The sequence below is a fragment of the Micromonospora sp. S4605 genome (assembly GCF_003176715.1).
Taxonomy (GTDB): domain Bacteria; phylum Actinomycetota; class Actinomycetes; order Mycobacteriales; family Micromonosporaceae; genus Micromonospora; species Micromonospora echinaurantiaca.
In genome coordinates this window covers 1-25,558 of sequence record NZ_QGSW01000139.1, presented here as the reverse complement: position 1 = coordinate 25,558, position 25,558 = coordinate 1, and the positions used below count along the sequence as shown (strand labels likewise).

Genomic DNA, 25,558 nt, shown 5'->3' with positions numbered 1-25,558 from the left:
CGCCCGGTCCGCCGGGACGGGGGAGCGCGGTGCGGCTGACCGGGGTGTCGCCGGAGTCCGGCTGGACCGGGCTGTCGGTGCAGACCGCCCTGGCCAACCCGAGCACCCGTCCCGGGCTGCGACTGCCCGGGCGGATCACGATCACCGCCGGCCGGTTCGACGTACCGGTCCGGCACGTCCGGCTCGGCCTGGTCACCTCCGTCGAGCCGGACGATCCGGAGGCGCCCCGCCGGCTGGTGCAGTTCCACCAGGCGGCGGTCTCCGGCGGGTTCGTGGTGCGGGCCGGCCGGGCCCGCACCATGCCGTTCACGTTCCCGATGCCGTGGGAGACGCCGGTGACCATCTTCGGCGGGGTCCCGCTGCTCAGCCTGCGGATGGGGCTGCGTACCGAGGTGGCCGTCGAGCCGCAGCTGGACCAGGGCGCGATGGTCCCGGTCTTCGTGCATCCGCTGCCCACCCAGGCGCACATCCTGGCCGCGCTGGACACGCTCGGTTTCAGCCTGCGCCAGGCCGGCCTGCTGGACGGCCGGCTGCCGGGGGTGGAACAGGCGTTGCCGCTGCACCAGCGGCTGGGTTACTGGGTGGCGCCGCTCTACGCCGGGCCGATCACCGAGCTGGAGGTGATCTTCGTGACGAACTCGGCCGGGCTGGAGGTGATCCTCTGGATGGACCGCCGGCTGGCCCTGGCCGGGATCACCCACCAGAGCATCAGCCGGTTCCGGGTCTGGCACGCCGGCGCGGAGCGGCGGGACTGGGTGGCGACGGTCGACGGGTGGCTGCGGCACGCGATCAACCGGCACGCGGCCGCCGCCGCGCACTCCGACTGGTCCGCGAACATCACCGAGTCCGCGCACGTCAGCCGCCCGCCGGACGAACCGCTGCACCCCGGCTTCGGCCTCGGCGGCACGGCCGGCGGCGCCGGCATCGGCGGCGGATCCGGCGGCGACGGCACCTGAGCGGTGCCGTGCCCGGGTCACATGGTGGCGGTGGCGAGCTTGATGCCGAAGCCGAGGAAGAGGGCGCCCACCCCGGTGGTGGCGCCGGCGGCGAGGCGGCGGCGCCGGCGGAACTGTGCCGCCAGGAACGTCCCGGCGAAGATCAGCGCGGTCAGGTACAGCGCGCTGGTGACCTGGGCGATCAGCCCGAGCAGCAGGAACGACAGCGCCGGCCAGGCGTACCCGGGGTCGACGAACTGGATGAAGAAGGAGATGAAGAAGAGGATCGCCTTCGGGTTGAGCAGGCTGACCACCAACGCCTTGCGGAACGGGCTGCGCAGCGCGGCCGGCTCCGCGGCGTCGATCAGCCGCGGCGTGGTCGGGTCGTTGCGGTCCCGCCAGCGGCGCCAGGCCCCGCGCAGCATGGTCAGCCCGACATAGCCGAGGTACGCGGCGCCGGCGTACTTCACCACCAGGAACAGCGGCGGGTACGCCTGGAGCAGCGAGGCCACCCCGGCGGCGGAGAGGACCATCAGTACCCCGTCGCCGACGAACACCCCGCCGGCGGCCCGGTAGCCGGCCGCCACGCCCCGCTGCGCGGCGGTGGAGAGCACGAAGAGCGAGTTGGGCCCGGGCAGCAGGATGATCGCCACGGTGCCCAGCACGTACGTCCAGATGTCGGTGATGCCCAGCACGCCCGACATCATCACGCCACCGGAGCCGCCCGGCGAAGCCTTTCCCGCAGCGTGACCTGTGCGTTCGGCCACTCGTCGACGGTCATCGAATACTGCACGGTGTCTCGCCACGAGCCGTCGGCGCGCTGCCGGTGCATCCGCAGCACCCCCTCGCGGGTCGCCCCGAGCCGCTCGATGGCCCGCTGCGAGCGCTCGTTGCGGATGTCGGTGTGCCACACCACCCGCAGCGCGCCCAATTCCTCGAAGGCCCGGGTGAGCAGCAGCAACTTCGCCTCGGTGTTGATCCCGGTGCGCCACCACGGCCGGCCCAGGAAGGTGTACCCGATCGCCACCGCCCGCCGGTCCGGGTCGACCTCGTAGTACGAGGTGGTGCCGACCACCGCGCCGGTGACCGCGCAGCGCTGCACCCAGGGCACCCGCTCGCCCCGGTGGTGCGCGGCCAGCGCGGCGGCGACCACCTCGGCGGTTCCGGCGGGGTCGGCCGGCATGGCGGTGCCCAGGTGCCGCCAGACCTCCGGGTCGGCGGTGGCGGTGTGCAACTCGTCGGCGTGCGCGAGGCGCAGCGGCTCCAGCACCACGTGCTCGCCGCGCAGCACCGCCGGCTCCAGCCACGGCGACCGGTCCGGCCGCAGGTACGCCGGCACCGGGGCGGTGACGCCGGCGTCCGGCTCCGGTGCCCCGGCGGTCAGCCGCAGCGGCACCACGCCGGCCCAGTGCGGCAGGTCGAGGTCGGCCTCGTCGTCGCGTACGCCCCCGGTGCGGGCGCGGACCGAGACCTCGCGCAGCGGCAGCGCCAGCACGGCGGTCTCGGCCAGTTCCCGGCGGCTCGGCGGGCGGCTGTCCGCGCTGCGCCCGGCGCCGACCTTCTCCACCAGTGCGGTGAGCACGGCGGCCTTCTCCCGCTCGTCGGCGACCAGCCGGGCGGTGCCGTGCGCGACCACCGACCGGTAGTTGGCGCTGTGGTGGAACTGGGAGCGGCCGTACACCAGGCCGTCGAGCAGGGTGACCGCGACGCAGACCGGCAGCCCGTCGCCCCGGGCGGCGAGCAGCGGCCGGCTGCCGGTGGAGCCGTGCAGGTAGAGGGTGTCGCCGAGGCGGACGTGCAGGGTGGGCAGCACCCGTGGCTCGCCGTCGACGCTGAACCCGAGCGCGCAGTGGTACGCCTCGTCCAGCACGGCGTGCGCGGCGGCGCGGTCGTAGCTCATCCGGTCCCGGCTGCGGCTGGCGGTGGTCCGAGGGGTCGGTGGGTACATGCTCCCGCCTTTGTTCTAGTACAATCTTCTGTTTGTGTCAGCACGCTATCAGGTCACCGGTATGACAGCCGTCGAGATTTCGGCCAGCATCGAGTCCGGCATCCGGGCCGCCGCCCTGCCGCCCGGCGCCGCGCTTCCGCCGGTCCGGGCGCTCGCCGCCGAGCTGGCGGTCAGCCCGGCCACCGTCGCCCGGGCCTATCAGGAGCTGCGCCAGCGCGGGCTGGTGGTCACCGCCGGCCGGCACGGCACCCGCGTGCGGCCCCGCCCGCCGGTGGCGGCCCGCCGCTCGGCGCTGCGCCCGCCGCCGGCGCCCGGCCTGCGCGACCTGTCCACCGGGGAACCCGACGCGACGCTGCTGCCCCCGCTCGGCCCGCACCTGGCCACCCTCGCCGCGGCGGCCGGTGCACCGGTGAGCTACTCGGGCGCCGGGGTGCTGCCCGAACTGGTCGAGGCGGCCCGTGCGCGGCTGGCCGCCGACGGCGTACCGGCCGGCGAGCTGACCATCACCGGCGGCGCGCTCGACGGCATCGAGCGACTGCTCGGCGCCCACCTGCGCCCCGGCGACGCGGTGGCGGTCGAGGACCCGGGCTGGGCCAACCTGCTCGACCTGGTGGCCGCCCTCGGGCTGCGCCCGATCGGCGTACCGGTCGACGACGACGGGCCGCTGGTCGCCGGCGTCCGGTCGGCGCTGGCCGCCGGTGTCCGGGCGCTGGTGGTCACCAGCCGGGCGCAGAACCCGACCGGCGCGGCGGTCTCCGCGCACCGGGCCGGCGAGCTGCGCGAGTTGCTCGCCGGGCGGCCCGACCTGCTGCTGATCGAGGACGACCACGCCGCCGAGCTGGCCCGCGTGCCGCTGCACCCGCTGGCCGGGGCGACCCCGACGTGGGCCTTCCTCCGGTCGGTGAGCAAGCCCTTCGGGCCCGACCTGCGACTGGCCGTGCTGGTGGGCGACGAGACGACGGTGGCCCGGGTGGCCGGCCGGGCCCGGGTCGGCGCCGGCTGGGTCTCCACCGTGCTGCAACGGCTGGTCCTCGCGCTCTGGCGCGACCCGGCGGTGACCGAGCTGGTCGACCGGGCGGCCGGCAGCTACGAACGGCGCCGCGGGGCGCTGCTCGCCGCGCTGGCCCGGCGCGGTCTGGCCGCGCACGGCCGCAGCGGCATCAACGTCTGGCTGCCGGTGCCGGACGAGACCAGCGCGCTGACCGCGCTGCGCGACGCCGGTTGGGCTGTCGCGCCCGGCGCCCTCTACCGGATCGCCGGCCCGCCCGGGCTGCGGATCACCGTCAGCCGGCTCGCCGACAGCGACGTCGAGCCGCTCGCCGACGCGCTGGCCGACGCGGTCCGCCCGGCCCCCGGCGCCGGCTTCACCGCCTGACCCGCGGCACCGCGCGGCGCGCGGGCGTGAGTCGCCCGGCCGGGGGGGTAAGCGCGGCGCCGGAGGTGAGCGACCATGGCTTCGGGATCGAAGCGGGGGCTCTGGATCGCCGTCGCACTGGCGGTGATCGTGATCATCATCGTGCTCATCGCGGTGGCGTCCGGTGACGGTGACGGCGGTGGCGGCGGATACTGACGCCGCCGGGCCCGGCGGAGTCTCCCGAACGGGTATATAACAGTCGACATGGCCGAGCAGACCGGGAGCGCCCCCGGCGCCCAGCGGTTCATCCCGCCCGAGGCGGACACCATCGACGCGCTCCGCGCGGCGGCGATCGGCTGCCGTGGCTGCGAGCTCTACCGGGACGCCTCGCAGACGGTGTTCGGCCGGGGCGACGAGAGCGCCCGGGTGGTCTTCGTGGGCGAGCAGCCCGGCGACATGGAGGACCAGAAGGGGTTGCCGTTCGTCGGTCCCGCCGGCCGGCTGCTCCGCAAGGCGGTCGACGACGCCGGCCTCGACCCCCGGCACATCTACCTGACCAACGCGGTCAAGCACTTCCGTTTCGAGCTGCGCGGCAAGCGGCGCATCCACCAGACCCCGGACCGGGTGCACATCACCGCCTGCCGCCCCTGGCTGGTCGCCGAGTTCGCCCGGCTGGACCCGGAGATCGTGGTGGTGCTGGGCGCCACCGCCGCCAAGGCGTTGCTCGGCCCGACCTTCCGGGTCACCCGCCAGCGCGGCGAGCTGCTGCCGTGGCCCGCCTCGGCCCAGCATCCCGAGGACTTCCAGCGGGTGCCGGTGGACACCGAGGGCAAGGTGGCCGACGCGCCGGAGGCCCGGCTGCTGGCCACCATCCACCCGTCCGCCGTGCTGCGCGCCGACGACCAGGACAAGGCCTACGACGGGCTGGTCGCCGACCTCACCGTGGCCGCCCGCGCGCTGGCCGCCTGACCACCGGTCAACGGACGGCCGTCGATCGTGGATGGTCGCCGGGGAGGCGGTGACTGTCCACGAAGCCGGATTGGTCCGGTCGGGCGGCCGGGGATCGGCTCTCCGGGAACGGCCGCCCAGGCGCCTACCGTGGCGGCATGAGCCCGACCACCGCACCATCCCGTCCCCGGTCGACGTCACGGCCGCCCCGCCGACCGCCCCGGACGCCGAGCCCCGGCTGGCCGGCGACGCCGCCGAGCTGAGGCTGGCCACCGGCAACGCCGCCGCGCTCTGGACGGCGCTCGCCGAGACCCGGCGGCACCCGGTGACCCGCCGGCCCGGCTTCCTGGCCGTACGCGGCGACGACCGGGCCGGCCTGCGGGTCCTGCTGCGCACCCCGGAACCCACCGCGGACGACCTGGTCGAGATCGCCGCGCTGGTCCGGGAGTGGACCGAGGGCCCGGTGACGGTCGAGGACCCGTTCGGCGGGGCGGACCTGACCGGCTCGGGCCTGACCCCCCGGAACCTGCCGGTCATGATCCGCCCGCCCGCGCCGGTCCCGGCGCCGTCGCTGCGGGTGACGCCGGTCGACGACCCGGAGCGGCTGGCGACGGTCGAGCGGGTGGTCGTGTCCGGCTTCCCGCTGAGCCGGCTGCAGCCGTACCGTCCGGGCGAGGCGTTCCCGGCGGCCCTGCTCGACCGGCCCGGGGTCCGGTTCCTGCTCGCCGAGGTCGACGGGGTACCCGCCGGTGCCTGCCTGACCGTGCGCGCCGAGGTGGCCGGGCTGTACTGGATGACCACGCTGCCCGAGCACCGGTCCCGGGGCGTCGGCCGGGCGCTGCTGCACGCGGTGCTGGCGGAGCTGGCCGGGTCTCCGGTCACGCTGACCGCGTCCCGGGCCGGCCGCCCGCTCTACGACTCGCTCGGCTTCCGGCCGGTCGGCAGGGCCACCTGGTGGTCCTGACCGCACGGGCACCCGCCGGTCGGTCGGCAGGCACTGTTCCGCACGGGTGGCCGGTGCCACACTTGCCGCCATGCAGCAGCATCTCTACGAGCGTGACCACGACGAGTTCCGCGACCTGTGCCGGGAGTTCCTCGCCCGCGAGGCGGTACCGCACCACGAGCGCTGGGAGGCCGCCGGGATCGTCGACCGGGAGGTGTGGCGCAAGGCCGGCGCCGCCGGACTGCTCGGCATGGACGTCGACCCCGAGTACGGCGGCGGTGGTCAGCGGGACTTCCGGTACAACGCGGTGCTGGTGGAGGAGATCGTCGCGGCCGGCTGCTCCGGGCTCGGCTTCGGCCTGCACAACGACGTGGTGGCTCCGTACCTCACCGAGCTGACCACCGACGACCAGCGCAAGCGCTGGCTGCCCGGGTTCTGCTCCGGTGACCTGGTCACCGCCATCGCGATGAGCGAGCCCGGCGCCGGCTCCGACCTGGCCGGCGTCCGCACCAGCGCGGTACGTGACGGCGGCGCGCTCGTGCTCAACGGCCAGAAGACGTTCATCACCAACGGCGAGCTGGCCGACCTGGTGATCGTGGTCGCCCGCACGGCCGACCAGGGCGCGCACGGGGTGAGCCTGATCGCGGTGGAGACCGGCACCCCCGGCTTCACCCGGGGTCGGCGGCTGGCCAAGGTGGGGCTGAAGGCCAACGACACCGCCGAGCTCTTCTTCGACGACTGCCGGGTGCCGGCGGAGAACCTGATCGGCACCGAGAACCACGGCTTCTACCACCTGATGGCCAACCTGCCCCGGGAACGGCTGAGCATCGCGGTCGCCGCGGTGGCCGCCGCCGAGAAGCTGCTCGCGGTCACCCTGGACTACGCCCGCTCCCGGCAGGCGTTCGGCCGGCCGATCGGCGCCTTCCAGCACAACCGGTTCCTCCTGGCCGAGCTGGACACCGAGGTGACCATCGCGCGGACCTTCGTCAACCACTGCGTCGCCGAGTTCAACGCCGGCCGGCTCTCGGTGACCGACGCGGCCAAGGCCAAGTGGTGGACCACCGAGCTGCAGAACCGGGTCGCCGACCGCTGCGTGCAGCTGCACGGCGGCTACGGCTACATGCTGGAGTACCCGGTGGCGAAGGCGTGGCTGGACGGGCGGGTGCAGACCATCTACGGCGGCACCACCGAGATCATGAAGGAGATCATCGGCCGCGGGCTCGGCCTGTAGCTAAACCGGGTGCCATCGGGTTCGGTGGCTGCGCAAGGATGGACGGGGCCAGCACCCCTTACCGCACCCAGGAGCCGCGATGACCACGGAACTGACCGCCCCGGTCGCCGCCCCCGACGTCGCGCCGATCCAGCGGCGGACCCTGCGGCTGCTCTTCGGCACCCAGATCATCGGCGGCATCGGCGTCACCATCGGCATCGCGGTGGGTGCGCTGCTCGCCGCCCGGGTGGCCGGCACCGCGGTGGCCGGCCTGGCCCAGAGCGCCGCCGTGGTGGGCGGGGCGCTGCTGGCGGTCCCGGTGACCCGGATCATGAACGCGCACGGCCGCCGGCCGGGGCTGGCCTTCGCCTACCTGGCCGGCGCGGTCGGGGCGGTGCTGGTGGTGCTCGCCACGGTCACCCGGTCCGTGCCGCTGCTCTTTCTCGGCATGCTCTTCTTCGGCGGCGGCACGGCGGCCAACCTCCAGGCCCGCTACGCCGCGGTGGACCTCGCCGAGCCGGCCCGCCGGGGCCGGCAGCTCTCGCTGATCGTCTGGGCCACCACCATCGGCGCGGTGGCCGCACCGAACTTCGCCGCGCTCGCCGACCGCACCACCAGCGGCTGGGGGCTGCCGCCGCTGGCCGGCCCGTTCGCCTTCAGCGCTGCCGCGTTCGTGCTCGCCGCGGGCGTGCTGCTGGCGCTGCTGCGGCCCGACCCGCTGCTCACCGCGCGCCGGCTGGCGGCGGCCGCGGCCCCGGTGGCCACCGGAACGCCGGACGTCACCCCGCCGGCGGAGGCCGTCGCCGCGCCGGCCCGGACCACCCGGCGCGGCGCCGGGATGCGGGCGGCCTGGCAGGTGGTACGCGGCCGCCCGGCCGCCCGGCTCGGCATCGCGGCGGTGGCGGTGGGCCACGTGGTGATGGTGGCGGTGATGTCGATGACGCCGGTCCGGCTCGGCGAGTCGCACGGCGACGCCGACGTGCTGCGGGTGGTCGGCATCGTGCTGAGCCTGCACATCGCCGGCATGTACGCCCTCTCCCCGCTGGTCGGCTGGCTGACCGACCGGCTCGGCCGGCGCGCGGTGATCCTCACCGGCGTGGGGCTGCTGCTCGCCGCGTGCGCGGTGGCCGGCACGGCCGGGCATCACACCCCCCGGCTCTCGATCGGGCTGGTCCTGCTCGGGCTGGGCTGGTCCGGCACCATGGTGGCCGGCTCCACGCTGCTGTCGGAGTCGGTGCCGGCGGCGGTCCGCCCGAGCGTGCAGGGGTTCTCCGACCTGACCATGGGGCTGGCCGGCGCGGGGGCCGCCGCGGTCAGCGGGTTTGTCATGCGGGCCGCCGGTTATCCGGTGCTCACCCTGCTCGCGGCGATCGCGGTGGTGCCGCTGGTGGCGCTAGCGTTGCGGGCGGTGCCGGCGAGCGCACCGGACGAGGAGGACTGATCACGTGCGGCTGACCGACTTCTGGGCGCGGTTGGAGGAGGCGTTCGGGCCGGGCTACGCGGCCAGCATCGCCGCCGACCAGGTGCTGCCCCAGCTCGGCGGGCGGACCATCGAGCAGGCGCTCGCCGCGGGTGAGGAGACGCACGTGGTGTGGCGGGCGGTGGTCGCCGCCTATCCCGACCGGGTGCCCGCCCGGCTACGTTGAGCAGCCTTTTCGCCGCTCCCGCGTGTCGCTTGCCGACTCGTACACCTGTTCGGCTATTGTCCACAGCGGGGTGCTCGTCCACAGCTCGCGGCCCGTCGGCTGGTTTTCTGTCGGACCCAGCGCCTAGCGTGTCCGCGTGACGCGAAGCTCAGGAAAGACGCCGGCGAAGGCAGGGGTGGCAACGATGGCAGCAGGGCCTGACCGGGAGAAGGCACTCGACCTTGCTCTCGCTCAGATCGACAAGCAGTTCGGCAAGGGCTCGGTGATGCGGCTGGGGGAGCGGCCGGTCATCCAGACCGCGGTGATCCCGACCGGCTCCATCGCGCTCGACGTGGCCCTCGGCGTGGGCGGTCTGCCCCGCGGCCGGGTCGTTGAGATCTACGGTCCGGAGTCCAGCGGTAAGACCACGGTGGCGCTGCACGCGGTGGCCAACGCCCAGCGGGCCGGCGGCATCGCCGCCTTCGTCGACGCCGAGCACGCGCTCGACCCGGAGTACGCGAAGGCCCTCGGCGTCGACACCGACGCGCTGCTGGTGTCCCAGCCGGACACCGGCGAGCAGGCGCTGGAGATCGCGGACATGCTGGTCCGCTCCGGCGCGCTCGACATCATCGTGATCGACTCGGTGGCCGCGCTGGTGCCGCGCGCCGAGATCGAGGGCGAGATGGGCGACAGCCACGTGGGTCTGCAGGCCCGGCTGATGAGCCAGGCGCTGCGGAAGATCACCGGCGTGCTCAACAACACCGGCACCACGGCGATCTTCATCAACCAGCTGCGCGAGAAGATCGGCGTGATGTTCGGCAGCCCGGAGACCACCACCGGTGGTCGGGCGCTGAAGTTCTACGCCTCGGTCCGGCTCGACGTGCGCCGCATCGAGAGCCTCAAGGACGGCACCGACGTGGTCGGCAACCGCACCCGGGTCAAGGTGGTGAAGAACAAGGTCGCCGCGCCGTTCAAGCAGGCCGAGTTCGACATCATGTACGGCAAGGGCATCTCCCGCGAGGGCTCGCTGATCGACGTCGGCGTCGAGCAGGCGATCATCCGCAAGTCCGGCGCCTGGTACACCTACGACGGCGACCAGCTCGGCCAGGGCAAGGAGAAGGCCCGCGAGTTCCTCCGCGAGAACCCGGACGTGGCCGCCGAGATCGAGAAGAAGATCCTGGAGAAGCTCGGCGTCGGGGTCGGCGCGGGCGACGCCGCCGGTGGCCCGGAGCTGCCGCCGGTCGACTTCTGACCTGACTCGTGGCAGGACGACGCGCCCGTACGGGGCGGGGCTGGGACGCCAGCCCACCCCGTACGGGTGACGCCAGTACGCCGCGGCCCCGCCGCGGTCGGCGCGGCCGTTCCGAGGAGGCCGGTTCCGAGGCGCCCGCCGCCGCGCCGCGCGACGAGGCGGAGGTGGCCCGGGAGATCTGCCTGCGCCAGCTCGCCGTGCGGCCCCGTACCCGGGCCGAGCTGGCCACGGCGCTCGCCAAGCGGGGCATCTCCGAGGAGGTCTCGGCCGAGGTGCTCGACCGCTACGACGAGGTCGGCATCATCGACGACGCCGCCTTCGCCCGCGCCTGGGTGAGCAGCCGGCACGCCGGCCGGGGGTTGGCCCGCCGGGCGCTGGCCAACGAACTGCGCCAGCGCGGAGTCGACGGCGACGTGGCCCGCGAGGCGCTCGGCGAGCTGGACGAGACCACCGAGGCCGAGACGGCCCGCGCCCTGGTCGAGCGGAAGCTCCGGGTCGCCCGCGGCGAGCCCGACGCGGTGTTCCGCCGGCTGGTCGGCATGCTGGCCCGCAAGGGCTACCCGCCCGGCGTGGCCATCCGCGCGGTGAAGGACGCCCTCGCCGCGCAGAGCGCCGAGGCGGCCGAGTTCGCTGAGCAGATCGACGCCGACGCCCTCGCCGACGCCGAGGGCGAACTGGACCGCGACAGCCGGGCGGCCGAATGACCGGCCGGGCGATGTTCACGTGGCCGGGCGACCGGCCGAGCGAACCACTCCCGGCGGCCGGTCGGCGGGTGGCGGCGCCAGGGAGGGCCGGCCGATGCTGAAGGCCTGCCTCAACGGCGGGCGGGGTCGCGACGAGCACCCGGCGGTCCCGCTCACCCCGGCCGAACTGGCCGCCGACGCGGCCCGCTGCGCCGATCTCGGCGTGGCGGCGGTGCACGTCCATCCGCGCGACACCGACGGTGCCGAGTCGTTGCGTCCCGAGGTCATCGCGGCGGCCCTCACCGCGATCCGGGCCGCCCGGCCCGGGCTGCCGGTGGGGGTGAGCACCGGCGCCTGGATCGAGCCGGATCCGGCCGCCCGGGTGGCTGCCGTCCGCGACTGGCGGACCCTGCCCGACTTCGCGTCGGTCAACGCCCACGAGGAGGGCGCGGAAGCGGTCGCCGCCGCGCTGCACGAGCGGGGCGTGCTGGTGGAGGCCGGGCTCTGGACGGTCGAGGCGGTGGCGGCGTACCGGGCCTGGCGGGTGCCGGCCGGGCGGCAGCTGATCGAGTGCATGGCTGAGGAACCGCCGGTGGCGCTCGCGGACGCGGCCGCGATGCTCGCCGCGCTGCCGCGCGCCGCGGGGCCGATCGAGCCGTCGGTGCTGCTGCACGCCGAAGGGCCGGCCACCTGGGCGGTGCTCGCCGAGGCGGTCCGCCGGGGACTGCACACCCGGGTCGGCCTGGAGGACACGCTCCAGCTACCGGACGGCACGCCCGCCCCGGACAACCCGGCACTCGTCATCGCCGCGCTGGCCGCCGGCGCCCGCTGAGCCGCGCGGACGCCAGCTCGGCGAGGTGGCGGTATCGGGCGGGCCAAGGACACCGCACACCGGCGACCCGGAGTCGATCAACCTGGGCCGAGGCGCGGCGGCCCGGTCGGCCTGGGCTGAGCAGCGATGACATCCATCCGACACCGGCTCGACCGGTGGCGTTTGTCCGCTGGTGTCCGGCGTTTCATCAGCGGTAAGTGACGCCGTAACTTCGCTCCGTTCGGGGGGTTTGATCATGAGTTCTTGACCAGACCGGCCCTCGCGACCTAGCCTCGCCATACAGGCTCACATTGCCCGACCAGCGCAGGCTAAGCGCACAACATAGATCGCGTAACAGAACCGCATCACTTTGGCCAGCACCATCGGCCATACCACCGCAGCTCCGGACAGGCCGGTCGGGAGTTGAGGAGACAACTGCACCCGGTCGCCGGCGATGCTTCGGGCACCGCCGGCGGAGAGAGCTACCCACGGCCAGTCGCTCCGGTCGGGCGTCCAGAGCCGCAGGAGTGTGCCTTCCGGCACGGTCACTGCGGCGCCGACGTTCAGGGGAGGCGGCCATGGCGGGGCGGCACAGGTTCACCGGTGGTCCCCACGAGGTCCCGGCATGAGGGAGCGTCAGCGAGCGGATCAGCGGGGCGGTGCGCTTGTGTCTCATGGCGGCACGCAGCGGAGCGGAGTGCCGGCATGAGCGGGTTCGACGTCGTGCTACTCGTGGTGGTGCTGATCCTGACCGTGGTGGTGGTCGGGGCGGTGCTGCTGGGCGTCCGGACGCTGCGCCGGTTCCAGGCCGCGCCGGCCCCCGAGGATCCGGCCTTCATCGCCGAGAAGGACCGGCAGGAGCAGTCCCTGGCCGCGCTGCGCAGCGCCGCCGACGAGGCGAACAGCACCATCGACGTGGCGAAGTCCGCGGCCGCGGCGGCGCGGGCCGAGGCGGCCGCGGCCAAGGCCGAGGCGAAGGCGGCCCGGGCGGAGGCTCGCCGGGTGCTCGACGACGCCCGCGCCGAGGCGGACACCGTGCTGGAGCGGGCGCACAAGCAGGCCGAGGCGGACGCCGAGCAACTGCGGGCGGCGGCCCGGCGCAGCGGCGAGCGTGAGGTGGCGGTGCTCGCCGCCACCACCCGCGAGCAGGCGGCCGAGGTCGAGCGCCGGGCGGCCCGGATGGACGAGCGGGAGCGGCTGCACACCGAGGAGGTCGAGCGGCTCGCCGAGCGGGAGCGGCAGCTGACCGCCGCGACGGCCGCGCTGGCCGCCCGGGAGGCCGAGCTGGCCCGCCGGGAGGTAGAGCTGACCGAGGCCGAGGAGCAGCGGCGGCGCGAGCTGGAACGGGTGGCCGGGCTCACCGCCGACGCGGCCCGGGCCGAGCTGATCGAGGCCATCGAGTCGCAGGCCAAGCGGGAGGCGGCGCTGCTGGTCCGGGACATCGAGGCGGACGCGCGCAGCACCGCCGAGCAGCGGGCCCGGCACATCGTGGTCGACGCCATCCAGCGGGTGGCCAGCGAGCAGACCGCGGAGAGCGTGGTCAGCGTCCTGCACCTGCCCGGTGACGAGATGAAGGGGCGGATCATCGGTCGCGAGGGCCGCAACATCCGGGCCTTCGAGTCGGTCACCGGGGTCAACCTGATCATCGACGACACCCCCGAGGCGGTGCTGCTCTCCTGCTTCGACCCGGTCCGCCGGGAGGTCGGCCGGCTGACCCTGGAGAAGCTGGTGCTGGACGGCCGGATCCACCCGCACCGGATCGAGGAGGTCTACGACCTGGCCCGGCACGAGGTGGAGGAGCTCTGCCAGCGGGCCGCCGAGGACGCCCTGGTCGAGGTCGGCATCACCGAGATCCACCCGGAGCTGGTCACCCTGCTCGGCCGGCTGCGCTACCGCACCTCGTACGGGCAGAACGTGCTCAAGCACCTGGTGGAGACCGCGCACATCGCCGGCGTCATGGCCGCCGAGCTGCGCCTGGACGTGCCCACCATCAAGCGCTGCGCGTTCCTGCACGACATCGGCAAGGCGCTCACCCACGAGGTGGAGGGCAGCCACGCCATCATCGGCGCGGACCTGGCCCGCAAGTACGGCGAGAGCGAGGACGTGGTGCACGCCATCGAGGCGCACCACAACGAGGTGCCGCCGCAGACCATCGAGGCGGTGCTGACCCAGGCCTCCGACGCCTGCTCGGGCGGCCGGCCGGGCGCCCGCCGGGAGAGCCTGGAGGCGTACGTCAAGCGGCTGGAGCGGATCGAGGAGATCGCGGCCGGCAAGCTCGGCGTGGAGAAGGTCTTCGCCATGCAGGCCGGCCGGGAGATCCGGGTGATGGTTAAGCCGGACGACGTGGACGACATCGGCGCCGCCGTGCTGGCCCGGGACGTGGCGAAGCAGATCGAGGAGGAGCTGACCTACCCCGGTCAGATCCGGGTCACCGTGGTCCGCGAGTCCCGGGTCACCGAGATCGCCCGCTGAGGCGCCGTACGCATACGGCATGGGGCGGGCGGCCACACCATCCGCCCCATGCCGTATGCGGTCAGATCCCCCGCGGGGTGTCCTCACCGGTCTGGAGGGCCGGCAGCGGCTTCGCGGAGGTACGGGCGCGACCCATCCGCTTCTGCAGCCACCAGGCGAGGATCGACAGCATCCCGCATATGGCGATGTAGATCGCCGCGACGATCAGGTACGTCGGGACGTACGGCAGGCCGAACGGTAGCCGCCCGCCGATCTGCTTGCCGACGAACAGCAGCTCGGGGTACGTGATGATGAAGCCGAGCGCGGTGTCCTTGAGCAGGACGACGAGCTGGCTCACGATCGCCGGCAGCATCGAGCGGACCGCCTGCGGCAGCAGGATCAGGCGGAGCACCTGGTTCTTGCGCATGCCGATCGCGTACGCGCCCTCGGACTGCCCGTCGGGCACCGCGTTGATGCCGGCGCGGAAGATCTCCGCCAGCACCGAGCCGTTGTAGAGCACCAGCCCGATGACCAGGGCCCAGAGCTTGTCGATCGACCAGCCGTACTGCAGCGGCACGTAGTAGCCGAAGAAAATGAGGATCAGCAGCGGGATGGCCCGGAACAGCTCTACCACGAAGGTGGCAGGGGCACGCAGGATCCACTTGTCGCTCAATCGGGCGCCGGCGAAGACCGCGCCGAAAAGCAGCGCCAGCACCGCCGCGATGCCGGCCGCCTTGAGCGTCGCCCAGAGGCCGCCGAGCAGCTCGCGCTGCACCGAGGCGTACTGGAACTGCTCCCACTTGCGGGCCTCGAACTGGCCGGTGTCGGCGAACTTGTACCCAACGAAGGCGATCAGCGCGATGATGCCCAGCGTCGAGACGACGCCGAGGATCGTGTTGCGCCGCTTGGCCTTCGGACCGGGCAAATCGTAGAGGATCGAGACCTGGGTGCTCATCGCGCCACCGTCCACTTGCGCTCGAGGAATCGCTGCAACGCCACCAGCGGCAGGATCAGGATCAGGAAACCGATGGTGATCCAGAGCAGGACGGCGAACTGCGGCTCACCGCGCTCCGACATGTACGCCGGGATGGCGCCCGCCTCGAGCACCGAGAAGCCGGCGGCGATCGTAGTGTTCTTCAGCATCGCGATGAACACGCTCATCATCGGCGGCACCATCGCCCGCAGCGCCTGCGGCAGCACGATGAGTGTCAGCACCTGACCGAAGGTCATGCCGAGCGCCCGGGCTGCCTCCGCTTGGCCGGCGGCGACCGTGTTGACCCCGGACCGGACCACCTCGCATACGAAGGCCGAGGTGTAGATCGTCAGGGCGATGCAGGCGCTGGGGAAGTAGTCGATGTTGACGTCCAGCTTCGGCACCGCGAACACAAGGAACGCGAAGACCAGAGTCAGCGGGGTGTTCCGCACGAGATTGACGTACGTGGCACCGAACGCCCGCAGCGCGGGCACGGGGGAGACCCGCATGGCGCCGAGCAGCGTGCCGAGGACGAGGCTGCCGACGGCGGCGATCAGGAACAATTTGACGGTGTTGGTAAACCCGTCGCGGAACAGGTCGGCATTGTCCGTCAGTACGCGGAAGAACTCGCCCATGCCTCGCTCTCAGTCCTCGGGCAGGCGCCGGGCGGGGACGAACCCCCGCCCGGTGCCGCATCACGTTTCGAACTGCCGTCAGTACCGCTCGAGCTGCGGCGCCGTAGCTGGCGAACCGGACTTGCCTAGGGTGCCGTCGTAGATCTTCTTCCAGGTGCCGTCGGTGAAGGCCGCCTCAATCTGGTTGTTCACGTAGTCGCGCAGCGCCTTGTCGTCCTTCGGCAGGCCGATGCCGTACTTCTCGGTGCTGAACGGCTGGCCGACGACCTTAAGCTCGTCCGGGTTCTGCGCCGCGTAGCCCTTGAGGATCGCGTCGTCTGTGGTCACCGCGTCGACCTTGTTGTCGAGCAGCTGCGAGACGCACTCGGAATAGGTCTTGAACTCGACGATGTTCTCCGGCTCAGTCAGGCCCTCGTCGCGGATCTTCTGAATCGGAGTCGAACCAGTGGCCGAGCAGACCTTCTTGCCCTTGAGGCTATCTTTGCCGGTGATCGACGTTTCGTCCTTGCGGACCAGCAGGTCCTGGCCGGCGACGAAGTACGGCCCGGCGAAGGAGATGTCGTTCTTCCGCTTGTCCGTGATGGAGTAGGTGCCGACGTAGTAGTCGACCTCGCCACCCTTGATTGCGGTCTCCCGGTTGGCCGACGCGATCTCCTTGTACTCGATCTTCGCCGGGTCCACGCCGAGGGTGCTCGCGATGTACTGCGCGATCTCGATGTCGAAGCCGCACCGCTTGCCCTGCGCGTCCTTGTAGCCCAGGTTCGGCTGGTCGAACTTGACGCCGACAACCACCTTGCCGCCGCTCTTGATCTTCTCGAAGGTGGGGCTGCCGGCGACCGCGGCGTCCGCCTTGGGGGTGAAGGTCACGCCCGAGGTGGTGCAGGCGTCGGACTGAGCGCCACCGGAGGCGTTGCCGCCACCGCTGGGGGTCGGCGACCCCTCCTTGCCGCACGCTGCGGCCGAGAGGGCGAGCGACGCCATCATGGCGAGCGCCGCCACGCGCTTCATACGCATACTCTTCTCCTTCTTCGACGAAGCCGCCGGGGGACGGCGCGCTCCAGGTACGGACGCCTAGTGCGTGAGGATCTTGGAGAGGAAGTCCTTGGCCCGCTCGCTGCGCGGGTTGCCGAAGAACTCGGCCGGGGGAGCGTCCTCGACCAGTTGGCCGTCGGCCATGAAGATGACCCGGTTGGCCGCGTGCCGGGCGAAGCCCATCTCGTGGGTGACGACGACCATGGTCATGCCGTCACGGGCCAGCGAGGTCATCACCTCCAGCACCTCACCGACCATCTCCGGGTCGAGCGCGCTGGTGGGCTCGTCGAAGAGCATCGCCTTGGGCTGCATGGCGAGCGCGCGGGCGATCGCCGCCCGCTGCTGCTGACCACCGGAGAGCTGGGCCGGGAACTTGTCGGCCTGGTTGGCGATGCCGACCCGGTCGAGCAGGGCGAGGGCGCGCTCGCGGGCCGCCGCGGGCTTCTCCTTGCGCACCTTGATCGGCCCGAGGGTGACGTTCTCCAGGATGGTCTTGTGCGCGAAGAGGTTGAACGACTGGAAGACCATGCCGACCTCGCTGCGCAGCTTCGCCAGCGCCTTGCCCTCGGCCGGCAGCGGCTGCCCGTCGAAGGTGATGGTGCCGGAGTTGATCGGCTCCAGCCGGTTGATCGTGCGGCAGAGCGTCGACTTGCCGGAGCCGGACGGGCCGATCACCACGACCACCTCGCCCTTGCCGACCGAGAGTGAGACGTCGTCCAGCACGTGCAGCGGCCCGAACCACTTGTTGACCGAGTCCAGCACGATGAGCGGTTCGCCCGTCGTCACGTCGTCCACCGTCCCTGTCGTCGCCCCAGCGGGGTCGGATGACCCCCGGTTGGGCAACTGTAGGCGGGGGGATGTGGCGGAATGCAACTCAGTTGGTCACGGAGCGGTAACACCATTCGTGATCACGGCGCGAAGTCCGAATTCGACCACCGTCCTGGTGCGCCGTGTGGCGACCTGCGCGCGTCGAGTAAATCATGTGGGGATGACCGAACCGGTACGGCTGACCCGGTACGCCCGTGGCGGCGGTTGTGCCTGCAAGATCCCGCCCGGGGAGCTGGAGGCGATGGTCGCCGGCCTCGGCCCGGCCGCCGGCACGGCGGAGCTGCTCGTCGGCCTGGACCACGGCGACGACGCCGCGGTGGTCCGGCTGGACGAGCGCACCGGCCTGGTGAGCACCGCCGACTTCTTCACCCCGGTGGTCGACGACGCGTACGACTGGGGCCGGATCGCCGCGACCAACGCCCTATCCGACGTGTACGCGATGGGTGGCACCCCGCTGGTGGCGCTGAACCTGCTCTGCTGGCCACGCGACGTGCTGCCGCTGGAGCTGGCCCGGGAGGTGCTGCGCGGCGGCCAGGACGTGGCCCGCGACGCCGGCTGCCACCTGGCCGGCGGGCACAGCGTGGACGACGACGGCCCCAAGTACGGGCTGGCCGTCACCGGGGTGGTCCGGCCGGACGAGCTGATCACCCTGGACGCCGGCCGGGCGGGCCTGCCGCTGTCGCTGACCAAGCCGCTCGGCGTCGGGGTGCTCAACACCCGGCACAAGCACACCGGGGAGCGCTTTCCGGAGGCGGTGGCCGCGATGACCACGCTGAACCGCGACGCGGCCCGGGCGGCGGTCTCCGCCGGCGTGCGCTGCGGCACCGACGTGACCGGCTTCGGGCTGCTCGGCCACGCCGCCAAGCTGGCCCGGGCGAGCGGGCTCACGGTCGCCCTCGACGCGGCCCGGGTGCCGTACCTGGCCGGCGCTCGGGAGGCGGTACGGGACGGGTACGTCAGCGGCGGCAGCCGGCGCAACCTGGACTGGGTGACACCGTGGACGGACTTCGGCCGGGTCGGCGAGGACGACCGGCTGCTGCTGGCCGACGCGCAGACCTCCGGCGGGCTGCTGGTGGCCGGCGAACTCCCGGGCGCCACCGTGGTCGGCGAACTGCGTCCGCGGGGCGAGCATCTGCTGGTCCTCGGGTGAGTGGCGCGGGTCGGAAGACGCGACGCGGGGTGGCGCCGGGCGCGGCACCATACCCGATAAACTGTCATTTTCCGGCTACTCGGAGCAACGCGGCTCGGGTAAATTTTGCCCGGAATGGTCACAGACCGGTAACTTGCCCCCGGCTGAGGTCAAATGCACCCCACCATCGTCAGTAAGGCCCGATCCGGAGGCCGGTGGGACGAGCACAGCGAGGAGGCGGCATGACCGAGCTGTGGAACTGGAGAATCGACCGGGCGGCGCCGGTGCAGGTCTACCCCGCACTGGCCGAGGCGCTCGGCCGGGTGGTGATGCCCCTGGCGGTGGCTGACCCGACCCGGTTGCCGACGTACGCGGTGATCTGCGACGTCTGGGAGGCGCCGGGCGAGTTCGGCACGATCGTGGACTGCTACGGGGTTCCGGACCGGCTTCCCGAGCACGCCAGCATCGCCGCCCTGGCGCGGCTGCTGGACCGCAACTGCCTGCTGCGCGACGACACCCTCGACGCCAGCCGGCACCTGCTCGTCGCGCCGGACGGCACGATCCGGCCGGTGCACTTCACCGTCCGGGAGACCGACGACGGCGAGGTCCTCGGCGACCAGCGGCTCTGCACCGAGGCCAACGCCGGCTGTCGGGGCTGGTCCCAGTGCCACCGCTCGCGGTGGGCGCCCGACTCGGTGCTGCCCGCGCTCGCCGCGGCCTGACCGCCCGCCGCCCGGCCGACGGACCCGCCGGCCCGGGCCGGGCCGCGGATCGCGCGTCGGCTGGCGGGCCCGGGCGGGCCGATCGAGCCCCGGCCGGCGGAACCCGCCGGTCAGCGGGTCGGGCCGGTGGACCGCCCGCCCCGGACCTCCAACTGCTCCAGCAGGGTCCGGGTGGCCGCCGCCACGGCGGTCACCGCCGCGTCGAAGGCGGCCGCGTTGTGCGCGGCCGGCTTGCGGAACCCGGAGATCTTCCGGACGTACTGCAACGCCGCGGCGTCGACGTCGGCCGGGGTCACCTCGGCGACGTACGGCTCACGCAGGGTCTTGATGCTCCGGCACACGGCTCCTCCTCGTTCGGTTCGGGCTACCCGGCCCGGATACGCTGTCCGGGTCATGACTACCGCAGCGGCGAGCAGCCCGCGCACCTACCAGGTGCGCACGTACGGCTGCCAGATGAACGTGCACGACTCCGAGCGCATCTCCGGGCTGCTGGAGCAGGCGGGCTACGTGCGCGCCGCCGAGGCCGACGAGCACCCGGACGTGGTGGTCTTCAACACCTGCGCGGTGCGGGAGAACGCCGACAACCGGCTCTACGGCAACCTCGGTCATCTGCGCCCCGTGAAGGACAAGCACCCCGGCATGCAGATCGCCGTCGGCGGCTGCCTGGCCCAGAAGGACCGCGGCGACATCGTCCGCAAGGCGCCCTGGGTGGACGTGGTCTTCGGCACGCACAACATCGGCTCGCTGCCGGTGCTGCTGGAGCGGGCCCGGCACAACACCGCCGCCGAGGTGGAGATCCTCGAATCCCTCGACGTCTTCCCCTCCACGCTGCCCACCCGCCGCGAGTCCACGTACGCCGGCTGGGTGTCGATCTCGGTGGGCTGCAACAACACCTGCACGTTCTGCATCGTGCCCGCCCTGCGCGGCAAGGAGAAGGACCGCCGCCCCGGCGACGTCCTCTCCGAGGTCCGGGCGCTGGTCGACGAGGGCGTGCTGGAGGTGACCCTGCTCGGGCAGAACGTCAACTCCTACGGCGTCGAGTTCGGCGACCGGCTCGCCTTCGGCAAGCTGCTGCGCGCCTGCGGTGACATCGAGGGCCTGGAGCGGGTCCGGTTCACCAGCCCGCACCCGAAGGACTTCACCGACGACGTGATCGCCGCGATGGCCGAGACGCCGAACGTCTGCCACTCGCTGCACATGCCGTTGCAGTCCGGCTCGGACGACGTGCTGAAGGCGATGCGCCGGTCGTACCGGGCCGAGCGCTACCTCGGCATCATCTCCAAGGTGCGGGCGGCGATGCCGGACGCGGCGATCACCACCGACATCATCGTCGGCTTCCCCGGCGAGACCGACGCCGACTTCGAGCGCACCCTCGATGTGGTGCGCGAGGCGCGGTTCTCCTCCGCGTTCACCTTCCAGTACTCCAAGCGCCCCGGCACGCCGGCCGCGACGATGGACGGCCAACTGCCCAAGCAGGTCGTCCAGGAGCGGTACGAGCGGCTGATCGCCTGCGTCGAGGAGATCACCTGGGCGGAGAACCGGAAGCTCGTCGGGGAGACCGTCGAGGTGCTGGTCGCCGTCGGCGAGGGGCGCAAGGACGAGCGCACCGGGCGGATGTCCGGCCGAGCCCGGGACGGCCGCCTCGTGCACTTCGACGCCGGGTCGTACGCCGGGCAGATCCGCCCCGGCGACATCGTGCACACCACCGTGACGTACGCCGCCCCACACCACCTCAACGCCGACGGCGAGCCAGTGTCGCACCGGCGTACCCGGGCCGGTGACGCGGCCGAGGCGGGGCGCTCCCCGCGTACGCCCGGGGTGCTGCTCGGGCTGCCCACGATCGGCGCGCCGGCCGCGGCGCCCGCGCCGACCACTGGCTGCGCCGCCCACTGACCCTCGCCCGTTCGCACCATCACGCTGCAACCTGGATGTCGTGCCCTCGACCGCACGTCGAGGCCACTGTCCGTGTTGTAGCGCGATCTTGGACCGGCGCGGCCATCCGGGCGGCGGGCGCGCCGTCCAGGATGCGCACGAGCGCCGGTCCCGTGCGGGACCGGCGCTCCGATGCTCGTTCAGGTCAGAGGTCAGCCGGACTGCTCGGCGAGCTGGAGGAACTGCCGCTTGGAGGCCAGCGCCTGCTCAGCCTCGCGGATCCGCTTGGCGTCGCCGGCGGCCTGGGCGCGGGCCAGCCGCTCCTCCGCCTCGGCGACCTGCGCCCGCATCTGCGCGAGCAGCGGGTTGTCCTCCTTGGTGGTCCGCCGCCAGGCCGAGTCCATCACCTCGCGGACCTTCTCGTCGACCGCGCGCAGCCGGCGCTCCAGCCCGGCGGCCGCCTCCCGGGGCACCCGGCCGGCCTCGTGCCACTGCGCCTGGATCTCCCGCAGCTTGGCCTGGGCGCCCTTGGGGTCGCCGTCGACGTCCAGGGCCTCGGCCTCGGCGAGCAGGGCCTGCTTGCGCTCGAGGTTGGCCCGCTGCTCGTTGTCCCGGGCCGAGAAGACCTCGCTGCGCCGGGTGAAGAACTCGTCCTGCGCCGCCCGGAACCGTTCCCAGAGCCGCTGCTCGGCCTCCTTCGAGGCGCGCGGCGCGGCCTTCCACTGGTTCATCAGGTCCTTGAGCTGGTTGGCGGTGGCCGCCCAGTCGGTGGAGTCCTTCAGCTTCTCGGCCTCAGTGACCAGCTCCTCCTTGACCGACTGCGCCTGCTTGCGCTGCGCGTCGAGGGAGGCGAAGTGGGCGCCGCGCCGGCGGGTGAAGCCGTCCCGGGCCGCGGCGAACCGCTTCCACAGCTCACCGTCGGTCTTCTTGTCGACCCCGCGGATGGTCTTCCACTCGTCGAGGATCTCCTTGAGCCGGTCCCCGGCGGTCTTCCAGCCGGTCGACTCGGCGGCGATCTTCTCGGCCTCCTCGACCAGGGCCGTCTTGCGGGCCAGCGCCTCGCCGCGGGCGGCGTCCCGGGCGGCCCGGGCCTCGCCGGCCTTCTCCTCGGCGACGGTGGCGAGCTTGTCGAGCCGCGCGGCGAGCGCGTCGATGTCGCCGACCACGTGCGCCTCGGCCAGCGAGGCACGCAGCCGGCGGATCGTGGTCAGCGAGTGGCCCGCGTCCGCCGCACCCGAGTTGAGCCGGGCCTCGGTCAGGTCCACCTCCGTCACCAGGTCGGCGAAGCGCCGGGCGAAGTGCGCCAGCCCTTCCTCCGGTGCTCCCGCCTGCCAGGAACCGACCACCCGCTCACCCTCGGCGGTCTTGACGTACACGGTGCCGTCCGCGTCCACCCGTCCGAAGGCAGTCCAGTCGCTCATGTGCCCATCCTCGTTCTCCCGGCGTCGGGGAGCAGTCCCGCGATCGCCGCCACGGCGCAGCAAAGTTTCTCCCGGCATTGTCACAGGTCCGCCCCCGTCCGCGTCGAGCGCCTATCGCCGACCGTGACCATACGGTGTCCTAGCCGTCGAATGACCGGATCGGCGCGGGGACGCACCGGAACGTCCCGCTAACGTGGACCCGTGCCACTGGTCGCCGCCGCCGTCTGCCCGCATCCGCCCCTGCTCGTGCCCGAGGTGGCGGGCGCCGCCGCCGGTGAGTTGGCCGACCTCCGGGCCGCCTGCGACGCCGCCGTCGCCCGGCTGCTGGCCACCGAGCCGGACTGCGTCGTGGTGCTGGGCTCCGGCACCGGGACGGGTTGGATCGTCCCGCCCGCGGTCGGCACGTTCCGCCCGTTCGGCGTGGACCTCACCGTGCCGCTGGTGCCCGGGCTGCCCGACGGGCCGGCGGCGCTGCCGCCGAGCGTGACCGTCGGCGCGTGGCTGCTCGGCCGCCACCGGGTCGGCGCGCGGGTGGTCGCCGCCCAGGTGGCCTCGGACGCGACCGCAGACGAGGTGGCCGAGCTCGCCCGGCAGGTCGACGGGTACCGCCCCCGGGTGGCGCTGCTGGTGATGGGGGACGGGTCCGCCAGCCGGGGGGAGAAGTCGCCCGGCCACCACGACCCGCGCGCCGAGCCGTACGACGAGGGGGTCGCCCGGGCGCTGGCCGACGCGGACGCCGCGGCCCTGCTCGGCCTGGACCCGGAGTTGTCGGCGGAGCTGAAGGCCGCCGGGCGCGCCCCCTGGCAGGTGCTCGCCGGCGCGGCCCGGGCGGCGGGTGGCGCCTGGCGCGGCGAGCTGCGCTACCACGCCGCGCCCTACGGCGTGGCCTACTTCGTCGCCGGCTGGGAGCCGGCGTGAGCGGGCCGGTCGAGGCCGGTGGCAGCCGCCCGCCGGCCGGCACGGTGGTGGCCGTGGTCGGGCCGACCGCGGCTGGCAAGTCGGCGCTGAGCATCGCCCTCGCGCACGCCCTGGGCGGCGAGGTGGTCAACGCCGACTCGATGCAGCTCTACCGGGGCATGGACATCGGCACCGCCAAACTCACCCCGGCCGAACGTGCGGGGGTGCCGCACCACCTGCTGGACATCTGGGAGGTCACCGAGCCGGCCAGCGTCGCCGAGTACCAGCGGCTGGCCCGGGCGGCGGTGGACGACATCCTGGCCCGGGGCCGGGTGCCGCTGCTGGTCGGCGGCTCCGGGCTGTACGTGCGGGCGGTGCTGGAACGGTTCGAGTTCCCCGGCACCGACCCGGCGGTGCGCGAGCGGCTGGAGCGGGAGCTGGCCCAGGCCGGCCCGGCGCCGCTGTACGCGCGGCTGCGCGCGGCCGACCCGGCCGCCGCGGCGGGCATCCTGCCCGGCAACGGCCGGCGGATCGTCCGGGCGCTGGAGGTGATCGAGCTCACCGGGGCGCCGTTCACCGCAGCACTGCCCGAGCCGACGCCGTACTACCCGTCGGTGCAGGTCGGGGTCGACCTGGACACCGCGCTGCTGGACGAGCGGATCGCCCTGCGGGTGGACCGGATGTGGGCGGACGGCCTGGTCGCCGAGACCCGCGAGCTGGTCGGCCGCGGCCTGCCCGAGGGGCGTACGGCCAGCCGGGCGCTCGGCTACCAGCAGGTGCTGCGGTTCCTGGCCGGTGAGCTGACCGAGGCCGAGGCGCACGACGAGACGATCCGGGCGACCCGGCGGTTCGTCCGCCGGCAGCGCTCCTGGTTCCGCCGCGACCCGCGGATCCACTGGCTCGACGCGGCCGCGCCGGACCTGGTTGCCGAGGCCCTGGGGCTGCTCCCCGCCGCTGCGCGATGATGGGGGCGTGGAGTTCACCAAGGGGCACGGCACCGGCAACGACTTCGTGATCCTGCCCGACCCGGACGGGCGGCTGGAGTTGACGCCGGGGATGGTCGCCGCGCTCTGCGACCGCCGGCGCGGCCTCGGCGCGGACGGCGTGTTGCGGGTGGTCCGGTCGGCCGCGCACCCCGAGGCGGCCGGGCAGGCCGGGGACGCCGAGTGGTTCATGGACTACTGGAACGCCGACGGCTCGTACGCCGAGATGTGCGGCAACGGCGCCCGGGTGTTCGTCCGTTTCCTGATCGCCGCCGGCCTGGCCGACCCGGCGGACGGGACGCTGCCGGTGGCCACCCGGGCCGGCGTCGTGCGGGCGCGGGTGAGCGGCGACAGCGTCGCCGTCGAGATGCGCCGTCCCCGGCTGTACGACCCGTCGACCGCCTCGCTGGGTGGGCTGACCCTGCCCGGCACCTCGGTGGACGTGGGCAACCCGCACCTGGTCTGCGCGCTGCCGGCCGGGCTGGACCTGGCCGGGCTGGACCTCACCCGGGCACCCGAGGTCGACCCGGCCGCCTTCCCCGACGGCGTGAACGTCGAGTTCACCGCCCTCGGCGACCCGGTCGAGGGCACGGACGGACACGTGCTGATGCGGGTGTACGAGCGGGGCTCCGCCGAGACGCTCTCCTGCGGCACCGGCGCCTGCGCGGTGGCCGCGGTGGCCCTGCGCGACGCCGGCCGGGACACCGGCGTGGTGGCGGTGGACGTCCCCGGCGGCCGGCTCTCGGTCACCGTCACCGCGGATTCGTGCTGGCTCGCCGGCCCGGCCGTGCTGGTCGCCACCGGCGAGATCGCCCCCACCGCCCTCACCACGTCCGCCTGACGGGCGGCCGGGTGGCCGGGTGGGTCAGGGGGTGGCGGAGGCCTCGGCGGCGATCTCGGGAAGGT

At 73.6% G+C, this 25,558-nt stretch carries 25 protein-coding genes; 17 read left to right on the top strand and 8 right to left on the bottom strand.

From position 1 onward, the window contains the following. Positions 1-29: 29 nt before the first annotated feature. Complete coding sequence (locus DLJ47_RS09735; RefSeq protein WP_109899724.1) at positions 30-956, top strand: sporulation protein; 927 nt, start codon at positions 30-32, stop codon at positions 954-956. Positions 957-973: 17 nt separating this feature from the next. On the opposite strand, the gene leuE is transcribed toward DLJ47_RS09735, so the two are convergent. Together leuE and DLJ47_RS09725 are read right to left on the bottom strand one after the other, a co-directional pair. After that, on the bottom strand, positions 974-1,642 hold the full coding sequence (gene leuE, locus DLJ47_RS09730) for a leucine efflux protein LeuE (protein ID WP_109899733.1): 669 nt from the start codon (positions 1,640-1,642) through the stop codon (positions 974-976). Next, on the bottom strand, positions 1,642-2,883 hold the full coding sequence (locus DLJ47_RS09725) for a bifunctional pyridoxamine 5'-phosphate oxidase family protein/GNAT family N-acetyltransferase (RefSeq protein WP_109899723.1): 1,242 nt from the start codon (positions 2,881-2,883) through the stop codon (positions 1,642-1,644). The genes leuE and DLJ47_RS09725 overlap by 1 nt, the downstream gene beginning before the upstream one ends. Positions 2,884-2,917: 34 nt before the next feature. Between DLJ47_RS09725 and DLJ47_RS09720 the strand changes: the two genes are divergently transcribed. The 10 genes from DLJ47_RS09720 (at position 2,918) to rny (ending at position 14,181) form a co-directional block, all read left to right on the top strand. Next, on the top strand, positions 2,918-4,258 hold the full coding sequence (locus DLJ47_RS09720) for an aminotransferase class I/II-fold pyridoxal phosphate-dependent enzyme (protein ID WP_109899722.1): 1,341 nt from the start codon (positions 2,918-2,920) through the stop codon (positions 4,256-4,258). 243 nt (positions 4,259-4,501) lie between these two features. Continuing rightward, entirely contained in the window at positions 4,502-5,206 is a 705-nt protein-coding gene (locus DLJ47_RS09715; protein WP_109899721.1) for a UdgX family uracil-DNA binding protein, read from the top strand. 49 nt (positions 5,207-5,255) lie between these two features. Further along, positions 5,256-6,149 carry a GNAT family N-acetyltransferase gene (locus DLJ47_RS09710; RefSeq protein WP_199235769.1) on the top strand — a complete coding sequence of 298 codons (894 nt, stop codon included), beginning with the start codon at positions 5,256-5,258 and terminating at the stop codon, positions 6,147-6,149. A 70-nt stretch (positions 6,150-6,219) separates the two neighbouring features. Next, complete coding sequence (locus DLJ47_RS09705; protein ID WP_109899719.1) at positions 6,220-7,359, top strand: acyl-CoA dehydrogenase family protein; 1,140 nt, start codon at positions 6,220-6,222, stop codon at positions 7,357-7,359. A gap of 79 nt (positions 7,360-7,438) precedes the next feature. Next, complete coding sequence (locus tag DLJ47_RS09700; protein WP_109899718.1) at positions 7,439-8,779, top strand: MFS transporter; 1,341 nt, start codon at positions 7,439-7,441, stop codon at positions 8,777-8,779. Between the two features lie 4 nt (positions 8,780-8,783). Continuing rightward, positions 8,784-8,984 (top strand): DUF3046 domain-containing protein, encoded by a 201-nt coding sequence (locus tag DLJ47_RS09695; RefSeq protein ID WP_088995381.1) that lies wholly within the window; start codon positions 8,784-8,786, stop codon positions 8,982-8,984. Between the two features lie 184 nt (positions 8,985-9,168). Beyond that, on the top strand, positions 9,169-10,215 hold the full coding sequence (gene recA / locus DLJ47_RS09690; RefSeq protein ID WP_088995380.1) for a recombinase RecA: 1,047 nt from the start codon (positions 9,169-9,171) through the stop codon (positions 10,213-10,215). An 8-nt stretch (positions 10,216-10,223) separates the two neighbouring features. Continuing rightward, entirely contained in the window at positions 10,224-10,919 is a 696-nt protein-coding gene (locus DLJ47_RS09685; RefSeq protein ID WP_109899717.1) for a regulatory protein RecX, read from the top strand. Positions 10,920-11,013: 94 nt separating this feature from the next. Then, positions 11,014-11,730: a 3-keto-5-aminohexanoate cleavage protein gene (locus tag DLJ47_RS09680; RefSeq protein WP_109899716.1), complete on the top strand. Its 717-nt coding sequence runs from the start codon at positions 11,014-11,016 to the stop codon at positions 11,728-11,730. 684 nt (positions 11,731-12,414) lie between these two features. Then, positions 12,415-14,181 (top strand): ribonuclease Y, encoded by a 1,767-nt coding sequence (gene rny, locus DLJ47_RS09675; RefSeq protein WP_109899715.1) that lies wholly within the window; start codon positions 12,415-12,417, stop codon positions 14,179-14,181. 61 nt (positions 14,182-14,242) lie between these two features. Here rny and DLJ47_RS09670 read toward each other — a convergent pair whose 3' ends face one another. The 4 genes from DLJ47_RS09670 to DLJ47_RS09655 form a co-directional block, all read right to left on the bottom strand. Next, positions 14,243-15,115, bottom strand: a complete 873-nt coding sequence (locus tag DLJ47_RS09670; RefSeq protein WP_109899732.1) for an amino acid ABC transporter permease — start codon at positions 15,113-15,115, stop codon at positions 14,243-14,245. Further along, positions 15,112-15,768: an amino acid ABC transporter permease gene (locus tag DLJ47_RS09665; RefSeq protein WP_109899714.1), complete on the bottom strand. Its 657-nt coding sequence runs from the start codon at positions 15,766-15,768 to the stop codon at positions 15,112-15,114. Before DLJ47_RS09665 ends, DLJ47_RS09670 begins: the two co-directional genes overlap by 4 nt. A 78-nt stretch (positions 15,769-15,846) precedes the next feature. Then, the gene (locus tag DLJ47_RS09660; RefSeq protein WP_109899713.1) at positions 15,847-16,782 is read right to left on the bottom strand and encodes a glutamate ABC transporter substrate-binding protein; all 936 of its coding nucleotides are present in this window, start codon (positions 16,780-16,782) and stop codon (positions 15,847-15,849) included. Positions 16,783-16,839: 57 nt separating this feature from the next. Further along, positions 16,840-17,595 (bottom strand): amino acid ABC transporter ATP-binding protein, encoded by a 756-nt coding sequence (locus DLJ47_RS09655; RefSeq protein ID WP_109899712.1) that lies wholly within the window; start codon positions 17,593-17,595, stop codon positions 16,840-16,842. Positions 17,596-17,782: 187 nt separating this feature from the next. On the opposite strand from DLJ47_RS09655, the gene selD reads away from it, so the two are divergent. Together selD and DLJ47_RS09645 are read left to right on the top strand one after the other, a co-directional pair. Beyond that, positions 17,783-18,778 carry a selenide, water dikinase SelD gene (selD, locus tag DLJ47_RS09650; RefSeq protein WP_396773535.1) on the top strand — a complete coding sequence of 332 codons (996 nt, stop codon included), beginning with the start codon at positions 17,783-17,785 and terminating at the stop codon, positions 18,776-18,778. A 221-nt stretch (positions 18,779-18,999) separates the two neighbouring features. Next, positions 19,000-19,479, top strand: a complete 480-nt coding sequence (locus tag DLJ47_RS09645; protein ID WP_088995371.1) for a hypothetical protein — start codon at positions 19,000-19,002, stop codon at positions 19,477-19,479. 110 nt (positions 19,480-19,589) lie between these two features. Here the strand turns inward: DLJ47_RS09645 and DLJ47_RS09640 are convergent, their stop codons facing one another. Next, positions 19,590-19,820: a DUF2277 family protein gene (locus DLJ47_RS09640; RefSeq protein ID WP_088995370.1), complete on the bottom strand. Its 231-nt coding sequence runs from the start codon at positions 19,818-19,820 to the stop codon at positions 19,590-19,592. 52 nt (positions 19,821-19,872) lie between these two features. Between DLJ47_RS09640 and miaB the strand changes: the two genes are divergently transcribed. Beyond that, positions 19,873-21,372: a tRNA (N6-isopentenyl adenosine(37)-C2)-methylthiotransferase MiaB gene (miaB, locus tag DLJ47_RS09635; protein ID WP_109899710.1), complete on the top strand. Its 1,500-nt coding sequence runs from the start codon at positions 19,873-19,875 to the stop codon at positions 21,370-21,372. Positions 21,373-21,563: 191 nt separating this feature from the next. Here miaB and DLJ47_RS09630 read toward each other — a convergent pair whose 3' ends face one another. Then, positions 21,564-22,772 (bottom strand): DUF349 domain-containing protein, encoded by a 1,209-nt coding sequence (locus DLJ47_RS09630; RefSeq protein WP_088995368.1) that lies wholly within the window; start codon positions 22,770-22,772, stop codon positions 21,564-21,566. Between the two features lie 201 nt (positions 22,773-22,973). On the opposite strand from DLJ47_RS09630, the gene DLJ47_RS09625 reads away from it, so the two are divergent. The 3 genes from DLJ47_RS09625 to dapF are packed head-to-tail and all read left to right on the top strand — an operon-like array spanning position 22,974 to position 25,493. Further along, positions 22,974-23,690 carry a hypothetical protein gene (locus tag DLJ47_RS09625; protein WP_109899709.1) on the top strand — a complete coding sequence of 239 codons (717 nt, stop codon included), beginning with the start codon at positions 22,974-22,976 and terminating at the stop codon, positions 23,688-23,690. Continuing rightward, positions 23,687-24,634 carry a tRNA (adenosine(37)-N6)-dimethylallyltransferase MiaA gene (gene miaA, locus DLJ47_RS09620; protein ID WP_109899708.1) on the top strand — a complete coding sequence of 316 codons (948 nt, stop codon included), beginning with the start codon at positions 23,687-23,689 and terminating at the stop codon, positions 24,632-24,634. Before DLJ47_RS09625 ends, miaA begins: the two co-directional genes overlap by 4 nt. 7 nt (positions 24,635-24,641) lie before the next feature. Continuing rightward, on the top strand, positions 24,642-25,493 hold the full coding sequence (dapF, locus tag DLJ47_RS09615; protein WP_109899707.1) for a diaminopimelate epimerase: 852 nt from the start codon (positions 24,642-24,644) through the stop codon (positions 25,491-25,493). Positions 25,494-25,558: the final 65 nt, after the last annotated feature.